Origin of the sequence: Nocardia sp. bgisy134 (assembly GCF_965341865.1) — a bacterium.
In the GTDB taxonomy this organism is placed as follows: domain Bacteria; phylum Actinomycetota; class Actinomycetes; order Mycobacteriales; family Mycobacteriaceae; genus Nocardia.
The window spans coordinates 115323-128163 of record NZ_CBDQZP010000003.1; the positions used below are offsets into that span (position 1 = coordinate 115323).

Sequence of the window (12841 nt, forward strand, 5' to 3'; positions counted from 1 at the left end):
TGTACCGGAATTGTGGCGCGGCCGGTCTCGGGTTGTGGGATGGACGGGTTGTTCAGGATACGCCGTGCCCCGCTCGTGGGCAGGGCACGGCGAGCAGCGGCTATTCGGCGAGCGCCTTGCCGAGCAGCGAGTTCCTGCGGCTGTAGGCGAAGTAGACCACCATGCCGATGAGCATCCAGACGAGGAATCGCAACCAGGTCTCGACCGAGAGGTTGAGCATCAACCACAGGCAGGACAGGACGCCCAGGATCGGGATGAGCGGGACCAGCGGGACGCGGAAGCCGCGCGGCAGGTCGGGCCGGGTGCGGCGCAGCACGAGCACGCCGAGCGAGACCAGCACGAAGGCGAACAGGGTGCCGATGTTGACCATTTCCTCCAGGGTGCCGAAGTCGACGAAACCGGCGAGCAACGCGCAGCCCACGCCGACGATGACGGTGAGACGGACGGGCGTTCCTTTGGCGCCGGTGTGCGCGAGACGCTTGGGCAGCAGTCCGTCGCGCGCCATGGCGAACAGCACGCGGGTCTGCCCCAGGTACATCACCATGACCACGGTGGTGAGACCTGCTAGCGCGCCGATGGAGATGATGTTCTTTGCCCAGTCCGCGCCGTGCAGCGCGAAAGCCGTTGCGAGCGTGGCGTCGTCGCCGGACAGCTCGGTGTAGGAGACCATGCCGGTGAGCACGAGGGAGACGGCGACGTAGAGCACCGTGACGATCAGCAGCGAGCCGAGGATGCCGCGCGGCACGTTGCGCTGCGGGTCCTTGGTCTCCTCCGCGGTGGTGGCCACGACGTCGAATCCGATGAACGCGAAGAACACCAGGCTGGCCGCGGCGAGCAGGCCGTACCAGCCGAAGTTGCTGTTCCCGGCGCCGGTGAGGAAGGAGAACAGCGACTGGTGGATGCCCTGACCGCCCTCGCCCGCCTCGGAAGGCGGGATGTAGGGCGAGAGGTTCGACTTGTCGAAGTACGTCGCGCCGACGACGAGCACCACCGCGATCACGGCGAGCTTGATCGCGACCGCGATCGCCGACACCCGGGACGAGAGCTTGGTGCCGACGGCGAGCAGCACACCGAGCACCGTGATGAGCGTGACCGCGCCCCAGTCGAAGGTGACCGGCCCGAGGTCGACGACTGCGGCCCCGGTGCCCATCACCTGCCCGAGGTACTGCGACCAGCCCTTGGCCACCACCGACACGGCGAGCGCGAATTCGAGGATCAGGTCCCAGCCGATGATCCACGCGGCCAGCTCACCGAAGGTGGCGTAGGAGTAGGTGTAGGCGCTGCCCGCCACCGGCACGGTGGAGGCGAACTCCGCGTAGCACAGCGCGGTCAGGCCACAGGCGACGGCGGCGAACACGAAGGCCAGCGAAACCGACGGTCCGGCAACGTTTCCCGCGGTGCGGGCGGTGAGTGTGAAGATACCGGCGCCGACCACGACGGCGACGCCGAAGACGGTCAGATCCCAGGCGGTCAGATCTTTGCGTAGTTTCGAGTCGGGCTCGTCGGTATCGCGAATCGATTGCTCGACGGATTTGGTGCGGAACAAGCCATTTCGCCGAGAGGAGCTCGAAATCGCCACGTGTTCTCCTTAAACATGCTCAGGCAGGACGCCGGGATTGCCGGGTGCCGCCGGTTTGCTAGTGGACGCCGGCCATGTAGCGACTGATCCACGGTCCCAGTGCCGCGACGATCAGTCCCACCGCGATCGCCACGGCACCGGTGATGCCAAAGTAGGCGACTTCATGCCCAGGGGCGTAAAAACGAGCAAGAACGCCCGACATCGACGTACCAATACCGACGGAAAAGAAGTACAACGCCATCATTTGCGCTCGAAACGCTTCCGGGGCGAGCTGGGTGGTCACCGCCAGCCCGATCGGGGAGAGCAGCAGTTCCGAGACCGCGAACCCGGCCATGATCATCAGCACCGCCAGCGCGGGCACGGACTTGTCGTCGAATCCGGCGAGCGGCACGAACAGCAGGAACGCCGCGCCCATGCCGATGACGCCGAGCGCGAACTTGTGCGGCGTGCTCGGCGCGCGGTTGCCGAGCTTGGTCCACAGCAGCGCAAACAGCGGCGAGAGCGTGATGATCCAGACGGGCTCCACCGAGCCGATCCAGCTGGCGGGCGCGGTCCAACCGAAGATGCTCCAGTTCATCCGCTCGTCGGAGTACACGGCCAGCACGGTGAAGATCTGCTGGAACAGCGACCAGAACACCGCGTTGGCGAGGAACAACGGGATGAACGCCCGCACCCTGCTGCGTTCGATCGGCGCGACCTTCGCGCTGGTGAGCATGACCGCGAAATACCCGAGCGAGGCCAGGGCAATCACGACCGTCGTCGCCTCGGGCAGATTGTCCAGCGTGACCAACCGGGTCGCGAAAGCCACCGCGACCGCCGCCGCGGCGCCGAGCGCCACACCGGCCATCCGCCCGATCGCGCTGCGCGGCAACGGGTTCGGCACCTCGCGACCGGCGGTGCCGAGGTTGCGCCGGAAGATCACGTACTGGGTGAGGCCGAGCGCCATGCCGATGGCGGCGGCGCCGAAGCCGTAGTGGAAGCCCAGGCGAGTCTGGAGCAGGCCGGTGAGCAGCGGGCCCGTGAACGCGCCGATGTTGATGCCCAGGTAGAAGAGCGTGAAACCACCGTCGATGCGCGCGTCGTCCTTCGGATAGAGCGTGCCGAGCAGCGAGGAGGCGTTCGCCTTCAGCGCCCCGCTGCCGAGCGCCACCAAGACCAAGCCTGCCGCGACGCCTGCCAGTCCCGGCACCACGGCGAGGGCGATGTGCCCGGCCATGACCACCACGCCGCCGTAGAAAACGGTCCGCTCCATCCCGAGCAGCCGGTCGGCGATCCAACCGCCCAGCACGGTGGACAGGTACACCAAACCGCCGTAGGCCCCGACGATGCCGACCGCGGTGCTCTGCGGCAGACCGAGACCCCCGTCCGCCACCGAGTAGTACAGGTAGTACCCGAGGATCGTGACCATGCCGTAGAAGGAGAACCGCTCCCACAGCTCCACGCCGAACAGGTTGGCCAATCCGATCGGATGGCCGAACAGAGTCCGAGCCGGGATCGGCAGCTCGGATTCCACTACTTGGGACATGCCCAGCACCTTGTCACAAACCGCAACTGTGCAGCAACTCACCTCACCTTCGGCGTTGGGGCCGCGTTTACGCACGGCAGGGATAGCACGCACGCATTGTCGGGCGGCCCGAGCGGTTCGCACCTACGCTAAAGAGGCGGACGAGCGAGAACCCAGCAACGTGACAATCGGAGCCGGAAGGAAGTGAGGCGCATATGTTGGATGCCGAACTGACCGTGCCGGTCGACCCCGAACAGGCATTCGCGACCCTGGCCGACGGCTGGTTGTATTCCAGCTGGGTGGTCGGAGCATCGCACATCCGGCAAGTCGATCCCGGCTGGCCCGATGTGGGCACCCGAATCCACCACAGCGTCGGCCTGTGGCCGCTGAACGCGCGGGACGTGACCACCGTCCGCGATGTCGATCCGCCGCGGATGATCGAGCTGGAGGCCCGGCTGTGGCCGTTCGGCTCGGCCCGAATCATGCTGGAGCTCACCGAGATCCAGCCCCACACCACACACATCAGGATGACCGAGTACGCCAGGAGCGGGCCCGCGACGCTGCTGCCGAGTCAATTGCAGCGGGTGGCGCTGAAACCGCGCAACCACGAATCGCTGTCCCGTTTGGCCGCCCTCATCATGGGGCGCGCCGACGAGCGCTATCGACCCAAGGGCCCGACGTAGGGCAGCACCACCGCGCAGTCGGCGGGCCCGGCGTTGGCCGGGTCGAGGGCGTTCAGGACTTCGCGCACGGTCACCGGGTCGGCCGTGAGTTCGTAGTGTTCGGTGTAGTCCGTCGGGCACAGGTCCTGGAGGACGATGTTGCGCACGTTGGGGCCGTCGAGCAGGCCGGTGGTGTAGGGCGTCGCGATCTGGTCGTATCTGCTGACGATGGTCGTGAAGTCGATCTCGGGCGCGATCGCGGGGTCCGGGTTGATGATGCCGAGCATCGGCGATCCCGGCGACACCTGACAGGGGCCGCACCGCTCGGCGACCGCGTCGCGCACCCCGAGCGCGTCCAGCACCGAGGAGAACAGCGCGTCGGTGCCGCTGAGCGTCGATCCGTGCAGCGGCGCGGCCAGCGCGATGTAGTCGTCGACATTCGGCACGCCGCCGAGGTGGTTGAGGTAGTAGAACGGGATCGCGCCGCCCATCGAATGGCCGACGAGATCGACCTTCGCGACGCCGGTCGCGGCGCGTACCCGATCGATGAAGTCCGCGATCTGCCGCGCGCTCTCCGGTACGGGCGCGATGGCGCCGATCGGGCCGAGCGGGCCGGTGCCGTAGGTCGTGGAGAACACACAGTAGCCCGCGGCGGAGAGCACGGGCGAGAGAGTGTTCCAGGTGATGGTGTCGTTACTAAGGCCGTGCAGCAGCACCACCGGATTCGGGTGCGCCTCGGTCGGACGGCAGGACCAGTCGTTGGCGCCCGGCGGCGGTTGACTCGGACCGGTGAGCTGGGCGGCGAGCCCGGACAGATAGCTGTAGGTCGGCGATTCCTCGGCCGTGGCAGAACCGGCGGGCCAGCAGGCCGCCATGGCCACGGCGGTCGCCAGTGCCGCGATCCACCGTCGGGATATTCGCATGGTCGATCTCCTCGTGGGGTACCGTCGATCCGTCGTGACCGACCGGTCGGTCACACCGTAGCGGGTCGGTAGGATCTGCGAAAGAGGCAACAGGAAGGATCCCCCATGCCACGTCCGGCCGAGCCAGGTCGCACCGCCCTGCTGACCGCGGGGGCGCGCGTCGCCGAGGACAAGGGACTGCGGGGGCTATCGATCAACGCGGTGGTCGAGCTCGCCGGAATGGCGAAAGGCACCTTCTACCACCATTTTTCGGATCGGCGCAGTTACGTCGTCGCACTGCACCGCCGCTACCACGACGAGCTGGCGCAGACCGTCGCCGCCGCGATCGCCGACCTGCCGCCCGGGCCGGAGCGGCTGCGCGCGGGCGTTGCCGCCTATCTGGACGCGTGCCTTGCCACCCGGGGCACGAAAGCCTTTCTCGCCCAGTCGCGCACCGACACCGACCTGCTCGACGAGGTGCACGCCCGCAACCAGCTCGCCGCGGCGGCGATCGAGCCCGACCTCGGCGCCCTCGGCTGGCCGGACCCCGCGGCGATCGCCCACCTGCTGGTCGCGATGATCGCCGAGATCGCCCTCACCGAGTTGTACGGCGAAGGGCCGCGCGCCGACCTGCGGGCGGCCGCGCTGCTGATGATCGAGTCACCGCCCGCCTGATCGAGCGGCATCGCACGTCACCGATATCGCTTCCGCCGAACACCTTTCGCGCCGTGCGCGGGCGCTCAGGCGATGGACAGTGCGATGCCGTCCAGGATGTCGTGCTCGCTGACGATCAGTTCGGTGATGTTCGCGCGACGGGCGAGTTCGTAGGCGAGCACCTCGGTGATGACGGCGCCGCCGCCGATCACGTCGACCCGGCCGGGGTGCATCGGGCCGAGCGCGGCGCGTTCGTCGTGGTTCATTCCGATCAGCCGGTCGCAGACCTCGCGGACCTGGTCCAGCGTGAGCGCGGTCAGATGTACCCGGTCCGAGTCGTATTCGGGCAGGTCGAGGGCGACCGCGGCCAGCGTGGTCATGGTGCCCGCGACGCCGACCCAGGTGTGCGCGTTCTCGACGGGCACCTTGGCGAAGGCCTCGTCGAGTCGCTCGGCGGCGAATTCGCGGGCCGCGGCGACCTGATCGGCGGTGGGCGGGTCGCCGGGCAGGCAGCGCTCGGTGATGCGCACGCAGCCGATGTCGGCGGAGAACGCGGCGTGCACGCCGTCGCTGTCGCCGAAGACCAGCTCGGTGGAGCCGCCGCCGAGATCGACGACGACGAACGGACCTGCCGCGCTGGACAATTCGCCGATAGCGCCGGTGAACGAGAGGCGTGCCTCTTCGTCGCCGGTGATCACCTCGGCCTCCGCGCCCGGCACCACGGTGCCGAGTTCGGCGCGGGCCATGGCGAAGAAGTCCTCGCGGTTGGACGCGTCACGGGTCGCCGAGGTGGCGACCATCCGCACCCGCGAGACGCCGGCCTCGCGCATGAGCCCGGTGTACTCGGCGAGCGCGACCCTGGTGCGCTCGATCGCCTCGGGCGCCAGCGAGCCCGTGGCGTCGACGCCCTGGCCGAGCCGCACGATCCGCATCTCGCGGTGCACGTCGGCGAGGCGACCGTCCTCGAGCACGTCGGCGACCAATAGTCGGATGGAGTTCGTTCCGCAATCGACTGCGGCGACCCGGTCACTCATGCTGTGCTCCGTCCTTCGGCGGGTACTTCGGCCAATCGGCCGGGATGGCGGTGCCGCGCAGTCCGTGCTCGGCGGCCAGCGCCACGGCTTCGTCGCCGAACGGGTTGACGCCCGGCCCCTTGGCCAGACTGTGCGCGATGAGCACGTGCAGGCACTTCACCCGCTCGGGCATCCCGCCGCCGGTGAAATCGGTGCCGAGGGATTCGATGGCGTTCCGCTCGGCCAGGTAGCTCTCGTGCGCGGCGCGGTAGGCCGCGGCCAGTTCCGGATCGGCGGCGAGGCGCTCGGTCATCTCGCGCATCACGCCCGCCGACTCCTGCCTGCTCGCCTCGGCGGTCAGCCGGGGGTCGGTCAGGTAGTACAAGGTCGGGAAAGGGGTGCCGTCCGGCAGCCGCGGCGCGGTCTTGACCACCGCGGGCAGCCCGTCCGGGGTGCGGTAGGCGACGGCGAGCACGCCGCGCGGCGCACGGCCGAGCTGTTCGGCGATGATCTCGAGATCGCGGTCTGTCGGTGCGGTCACCTGGGTCCTTCCTGGTGCGGGACGGCGGGCGGCAAGCCCGCGGCCGGCGGCTCGAGGCCGGGCGTCGGCTGCGGTTCGGAGAGAGTGCGCCACAGATCCGTGTACCACGGGTCGGGCGCCTTGGATCGCGGCGGCGCGGCGGGGCGCGGCGGGGCTTCGATGCCCGGCACCTGCACGATGTAGGGCGTCTCCCCCGGCATCACCAGCCGCAACCGATCCCTGGCCTCCGACCGAATGTAGGCCGGATCCTGTTGCTGCGCACGGCGATCCCGCAACCTGGCCACATCGGCCTCCAGCTGCCTGCGCTCCTGCGCCAGCTGCGCGGCCTCGGCGCGCTGGCTGAAGTAGGTGCGCATCGGCACGGACAGCGTCAGCGCCAACGCGCACACCACGCCGGCCAGAATCACGGCCTTGCCGGTGGACAGGCCGAGAATGGTGCGCTCGTGCTTGTCCACGCCGCCCGCGCGCGGGGCTATCTTGCGCGGTTGCGCCTTCTCGGCGGTCTCGCTGCGTCTGCGCGTGCGTTTGGCCGCGGCGGGACGGGCAGCGGTCTCGGTGTCCGCGCCCGCCCTCGGGCGCGATCGAGCGGCACGCGACGTGCGGCGGTCCCCGCGTCCGGCCGGACTGGTCCCGCGCGCACGTCGCTCCGTCATCTCGTCCCCTGTATCTAATTTGCGGTGCTCTCGGGGCCCTTCGTGGTTACGCCGGCTGCCGCCTCCGGGCCCGTCGTTCGCACCGCGGCTATCAGCCCTCGAACGCGAAGCGCGGGAACGCCACGTCACCCGCGTAGCGGGCGGAGTCGCCCAGCGCGTCCTCGATGCGCAGCAGCTGGTTGTACTTGGCGACCCGCTCGCTGCGCGCGGGGGCGCCGGTCTTGATCTGGCCGCTGCCGACCGCGACGGCGAGGTCGGCGATGGTGGTGTCCTCGGTCTCGCCGGACCGGTGCGACATCATCGTCTTGTAGCCGTTGCGGTGCGCCAGCTCGACCGCGTCCAGGGTCTCGGTCAGGGTGCCGATCTGGTTGACCTTCACCAGCAGCGCGTTGGCCGCGCCCTTGGCGATGCCCTCTTCCAGACGCTCCGGGTTGGTGACGAACAGGTCGTCGCCGACCAGCTGGATCTTGTCGCCGATCTGGTCGGTCAGCGCGACCCAGCCGTCCCAGTCGTCCTCCGACAGCGGGTCCTCGATGGAGACCAGCGGGTAGGCGGTGAGCAGCTCGGCGTAGAACTGCGCCATCTCGGCGGCGGTGCGGTCGGAGCCCTCGAACTTGTAACCGGTACCCGCGGTGTAGAACTCGGTGGCCGCGACGTCCAGCGCCAGCGCCACGTCGGTGCCGAGCTTCAGGCCGGTCTTCGCGATCGCGACGCTGATCAGGTCGAGCGCCTCACGGGTGCCCGCCACGTCGGGGGCGAAGCCGCCCTCGTCACCGAGGCCGGTGGACAGGCCCTTGGACTTCAGCACCGACTTCAGCGCGTGGTAGACCTCCGCGCCCCAGCGCAGCGACTCCTTGAAGGTCGGCGCGCCGATCGGGGCGACCATGAACTCCTGGACGTCGACGCCGGTGTCGGCGTGCGCGCCACCGTTGAGGATGTTCATCATCGGCACGGGAAGCACATGCGCGTTCGGCCCGCCCAGGTAGCGGAACAGCTCCAGGCCCGAGGACTCGGCGGCGGCGCGGGCCACCGCGAGCGAGACGCCGAGCAGCGCGTTCGCGCCGAGGCGGGACTTGTCCGGGGTGCCGTCCAGATCCAGCAGCGTCTGGTCGACGGTGCGCTGCTCGACCGCGTCCAAGCCGATGACGGCCGGCGCGATCTCGTCGAGGACGCCCTCGACGGCCTTCTGCACGCCCTTGCCGAGGTAGCGGTCGCCGCCGTCACGCAGCTCGACGGCTTCGTGCTCACCGGTGGAGGCGCCGGAGGGCACCGCGGCGCGGGTCAGCGTGCCGTCGTCGAGGGCGATCTCGACCTCGACGGTGGGGTTTCCGCGCGAATCCAGGATCTCGCGAGCTCCGACCTGTTCGATGATGGCCACGAAAACGACACTCCTTCGGCTGCGGGCACGGTAGGTCTCACGGATGGGCCCGTGCGCTGCCGAGCCTAGCGTCCTCACCGCCTCCGAGGTAACCGGCACTCCGAGCGATGGCTCGCGCGACGCTCAGACGCGGCGGCCGACGCTGTAGGCGGCGGCGCGATCGCGGACGGTGAGCAGGTAGCGGGTGGACTGGTTGTAGGTCATCAGCGCCTGTTGCCAGCCGCGTTCGGAGGTGAGGTCGCCGCCGCTGGCGCACAGGTAGCGCGCCGCGGTGAGGGCGGCGTCGTCGATGTTCTGCGGGTCGATCACGCCGTCGCCGTTGGCGTCCACGCCCCAGCGCTTCCAGGTTTCCGGAATGAACTGCAACGGGCCGACGGCACGGTCGTATACCGAGTCGCCGTCGAGTCTTCCGCCGTCGGTGTCGCGGATCAGCGCGACGCCGGGCGCGCCGTCCAGCGGGATGCCGATGATCGGCGGAACGACGGTGCCGTGGTCGTCGACGCCGGAACCGCGGTGGGTGCCGTGCTTGCTCTCGACGCTGGCGATGCCTGCGAGCGTGGTCCATGCGATGCCGCAACCGGGCCGCGAACTGGCCATCACCGCGGCGGCGTAGCCGTACGCCTCCAGCGCGACCGGCGGGATGCCGAGCGTGCCTGCCTGCTCACCGGCCCAGCCGCGCAGTTGCAGCGCGGTGCGTCCCGGTCCGTCGACATCGATCAGCGGCAGCGGGGCGCCGGGGCCTGGCGGGATGCCTTCCGGGATGGGCGGCAGGTCGGGGCCGATGCCGCAACCGGCGAGCGCCAGGACCACCAAGGCGACGGCCATGATGCCGGTCTTCTTCGGGAGCACCATTCCATCATCCAGATCCGGCGGAGTCCTCCCCGGCGGTTGCGCGCCGCCGCGTGTCGGACGTCACTGTCGTCTAGACCAGCAGATCGTGGGTGGCCTGTTCGGCGGGATTCGCAAGAACCTCGGCGGTGCGACCGGATTCGACGATCCGGCCGTGATCCAGCACGACGAGTTCGGCGCAGTGCCCGGCGACCAGCGCCATGTCGTGCGTGATCACCAGCACTGCGGTGCCGCGTTCGGCGCGAATCCGGTCCAGCAGGGCCATGATCGAGGCCGCTGTCGCGTGATCGAGGGCCGAGGTGATCTCGTCGCAGATCAGGACCGAGGGCTCGGCTGCCAGGGCGCGGGCCAGCGCCACCCGCTGGCGTTGGCCGCCGGACAGTTCGTGCGGGTACCTGGCCGCCAGCGCTGTCGGCAGTTCCACGGCGTCGAGTAGCTCGGTGATCCGCTGCGGTGCCGCGCTTTTCGAGACCCGCGCGATACGGCGCAGTGGTCTGTCGAGAGCCTGAGCGACCGTTCGGCGCGGGTTGAGCGCCGACATCGGGTTCTGCGGAACGAGCTGAATCCCGTCGCCGCCGCGCCCGATCCGGCGTTTCCCGCCGAGTTCGATCGATGTGCCTGCGAGCGCCAGCGCGCCGCCCTCGGCCGCGCGGAGACCGGCGATCACCCTGGCGAGGGTGGTCTTGCCTGCCCCGGAGGCGCCGACGACGGCGAGCGCGGAGCCCGCGGTGAGCGCGAGGTCGATGTCGGTGAGGGCGCGATGCCTGCCGATGGTCGCGCTGATGCCGCTGGCGCGCAGGGCGATCTGGGGTTGTGGATTGTCGATGGCGGGGCTGACAGGGCGCTCGGATACCCGATGTTCGCCGTCCGCGGCGGCGCGGACGGCGTACCCGAAAGCGCCCCCACCGTGGTCGTCGCGGTCCGCAGCAGCGCCAACGTCGCGAGCCGAGGAGTCGGCGTGGTTCCCTTTCTCGGCAACATCCTCGCGCGGCGCACCGTCGGGTGACTGCGGTGTGCCCGTGGCCGACCCTCCGTCTGTGGGGCCCACGACGGCGCGTGCGGACCGCCCACCGTCGCCGGTGTCGTGGCCAGGAGCCTCGGGCGTGCGTTCGCCCGCCGACGGGAACACGGCAGCCGCGTTCGGGCCTGGTGCGGTGGAGGCCAGCGACGAGCGAGACGCTGCCGGATGCGTGCCGACCTCGATCACCTGATCGGCGATGGCGTGGATGGCGGCGGTGTCATGGCCGGACAGCAGGATGGTGGTCCCGCGGTTCGCGAGATCGACCAGCAGACTGCCGATTTCGGTGCGCAGCGCGCCGTGCAGACCGGCCAGCGGCTCGTCGAGCACCAGGACGTCGGTGCCACGGACCAAGGCTCTGGCCAAGGCGACCCGGCGTTGCTGACCACCCGAGAGTTCGCCGGGGCGGCGGCGCAGGTGCTCGACGGAGAGACCGACCGCGTGCACGGCTTCGAGGAGAGCGGGCTCGGAGCGGTCGCGTGCGACTTCGGCGAGCAGGGTCCGCACCCGCATGAGCGGGTTCAGTGCGGAGCCGGGGTCCTGGCCGACGTAGGTGATGTCCGTCCGCCGAAAACGCCGCAGCGCACCGGAATCCAGTGTGAACACCTCGTGTCCTGCCACCGTGACCGTGCCCGCCGCGCGAATCGCCCCGGACGGCAACTGTCCGAGCAGCGCTCGCATCACGGTCGTCTTCCCCGAACCCGACGGGCCGGTGAGCGCCGTGATCGTGCCCGGCGGCATCCGAAACGAGAGGGCCCCGACCAACTCTTGTCCGGTCGGTCCCCGGACGAGCAGTCCGTCCACGACCACGATGGGGTGCGGCTCTCGGATACCGGCACCCCGCGCCGGCCGCGCACCGTTGCTCGAGGCAGGGATGACAGGCGGTTCGACTCCACCGCGGGGTGTCATGGACAGCCGAGCCGCTACCGCAGCCGACGAATTCGCGTCAGTGCCGACGCCGCCCAGCACCGACGATTCGGCCGCCGACAGCGACGCCGCGGAACCCGCCTCGCAACCAACATCACCGGGATGGGCTGCGACCGCCGCGGATTCGGAGCTCGAACTCGTATCCCATGCCGGATGTGCGCCGTTGCCGTCGCCTCCATCGCCGGGTGCCGCGGTCAGCCGAGCCGACGCCGTGGTCAACCGAGCCGATGCTTCGGACGACGAATTCGCCACAGCACCAACGCTGCCCGGCATCGAGCTCGGTGCCGGGCCGGAGCCTGTATCAGGGCCGCCCTCGAGATCCGTGCCCGATCGAACGCTCACCGCGTACACCGGCGCCGATCCCCGTGTGCCCCGGCCGAATTCGGTGACCGCCAGGTTCACGCTGACCGCCACGATGGCGATGGCGAGGCTGGGAGCCAACACCGACCACGGGTTGAGTAACATGCCAGAGGCGTTGTCGCGGACCATGACCGCCCAGTTGCTTGCGCCGAGGGTGGTGGGCAGGTGCAGGAAGGACGCGGTGCTGACCAGGTAGACGGCGGCGACGAAACGCAGTCCGAGTTGGGCGGCGAGCACCTCGCGCAGGTTCGGCAGGACCTCGCGGAATACCAGGTGGGCCAGGGTTTCTCCGCTCGCTCGCGCAGCCTCGACGTAGCCGCTCGCCGCGACGCCCGCCGCGCCTGCGGCGAAAACCCGTGCGCAGTAGGGCACTCCGAACAGGACGGCCACCACGATCAGCCCGTACATGCCCGCGTCCGGCCAGGTCGTGAGAACGAGCAGGATGCCGAGCACCGCGGGAACAAGCATCGCGAAATCGGTCGCGGTTTCTATCATCGCGCCGACCCGGGGCCGCAGCGCCGCGATCGCGCCGAGCACGCTCGACACCGCGGTCACCAGCACCGCGATCACGGCGGCGAGCAGCAGCAGACCCCAACCGCCGTACAGCAGATGACTCAGCACGTCACGACCGAGCCGATCGGTGCCGAGCCAGGCGTCGGCGCTCGGGTCGGCGAACGGTATGCCCACCGCTTGCTCGGCGGGCCGCGGCGCGAGGGCCGGCCCCAGTGCCGCGGACACGATCACGGACAGCGCGGGCAGCAGAGTCAGCAGCCGTAATTGCCTCATCGCGACCCCTCTCTC

Annotated in this window: 11 protein-coding genes; 2 read left to right on the forward strand and 9 right to left on the reverse strand. The window is 69.8% G+C overall.

Annotated features, from left to right (window positions below):
- Nucleotides 1-100: 100 nt before the first annotated feature.
- Both ACRWNM_RS07200 and ACRWNM_RS07205 read right to left on the reverse strand, forming a co-directional pair.
- Complete coding sequence (locus tag ACRWNM_RS07200) at nucleotides 101-1579, reverse strand: amino acid permease (protein ID WP_431964760.1); 1479 nt, start codon at nucleotides 1577-1579, stop codon at nucleotides 101-103.
- A 58-nt stretch (nucleotides 1580-1637) separates the two neighbouring features.
- Nucleotides 1638-3104, reverse strand: coding sequence for a peptide MFS transporter (locus ACRWNM_RS07205; protein WP_431964762.1), 1467 nt, complete (start codon nucleotides 3102-3104; stop codon nucleotides 1638-1640).
- 194 nt (nucleotides 3105-3298) lie between these two features.
- Here ACRWNM_RS07205 and ACRWNM_RS07210 point away from each other — a divergent pair, with 194 nt between their 5' ends.
- On the forward strand, nucleotides 3299-3766 hold the full coding sequence (locus ACRWNM_RS07210; protein WP_431964764.1) for an SRPBCC family protein: 468 nt from the start codon (nucleotides 3299-3301) through the stop codon (nucleotides 3764-3766).
- On the opposite strand, the gene ACRWNM_RS07215 is transcribed toward ACRWNM_RS07210, so the two are convergent.
- On the reverse strand, nucleotides 3742-4668 hold the full coding sequence (locus tag ACRWNM_RS07215) for an esterase/lipase family protein (RefSeq protein ID WP_431964766.1): 927 nt from the start codon (nucleotides 4666-4668) through the stop codon (nucleotides 3742-3744). The two genes, ACRWNM_RS07210 and ACRWNM_RS07215, sit on opposite strands and share 25 nt — an antisense overlap.
- Before the next feature lie 105 nt (nucleotides 4669-4773).
- On the opposite strand from ACRWNM_RS07215, the gene ACRWNM_RS07220 reads away from it, so the two are divergent.
- Nucleotides 4774-5322, forward strand: a complete 549-nt coding sequence (locus ACRWNM_RS07220; RefSeq protein ID WP_431964768.1) for a TetR/AcrR family transcriptional regulator — start codon at nucleotides 4774-4776, stop codon at nucleotides 5320-5322.
- A gap of 65 nt (nucleotides 5323-5387) precedes the next feature.
- On the opposite strand, the gene ACRWNM_RS07225 is transcribed toward ACRWNM_RS07220, so the two are convergent.
- From ACRWNM_RS07225 to ACRWNM_RS07250, 6 genes are all read right to left on the reverse strand, one after another.
- Nucleotides 5388-6335 carry an exopolyphosphatase gene (locus tag ACRWNM_RS07225; protein ID WP_431964770.1) on the reverse strand — a complete coding sequence of 316 codons (948 nt, stop codon included), beginning with the start codon at nucleotides 6333-6335 and terminating at the stop codon, nucleotides 5388-5390.
- Entirely contained in the window at nucleotides 6328-6855 is a 528-nt protein-coding gene (locus tag ACRWNM_RS07230; RefSeq protein WP_431964772.1) for a DUF501 domain-containing protein, read from the reverse strand. Before ACRWNM_RS07230 ends, ACRWNM_RS07225 begins: the two co-directional genes overlap by 8 nt.
- Nucleotides 6852-7508, reverse strand: coding sequence for an FtsB family cell division protein (locus tag ACRWNM_RS07235; RefSeq protein ID WP_431964774.1), 657 nt, complete (start codon nucleotides 7506-7508; stop codon nucleotides 6852-6854). Before ACRWNM_RS07235 ends, ACRWNM_RS07230 begins: the two co-directional genes overlap by 4 nt.
- A gap of 91 nt (nucleotides 7509-7599) precedes the next feature.
- Nucleotides 7600-8886 carry a phosphopyruvate hydratase gene (gene eno, locus ACRWNM_RS07240; RefSeq protein WP_357452379.1) on the reverse strand — a complete coding sequence of 429 codons (1287 nt, stop codon included), beginning with the start codon at nucleotides 8884-8886 and terminating at the stop codon, nucleotides 7600-7602.
- A gap of 123 nt (nucleotides 8887-9009) precedes the next feature.
- Nucleotides 9010-9738 carry a lytic transglycosylase domain-containing protein gene (locus ACRWNM_RS07245; RefSeq protein WP_431964777.1) on the reverse strand — a complete coding sequence of 243 codons (729 nt, stop codon included), beginning with the start codon at nucleotides 9736-9738 and terminating at the stop codon, nucleotides 9010-9012.
- Nucleotides 9739-9808: 70 nt separating this feature from the next.
- A complete protein-coding gene (locus ACRWNM_RS07250) occupies nucleotides 9809-12826 on the reverse strand; it encodes an ATP-binding cassette domain-containing protein (RefSeq protein WP_431964779.1) in 3018 nt (1005 codons plus the stop codon).
- Nucleotides 12827-12841 lie beyond the last annotated feature (15 nt).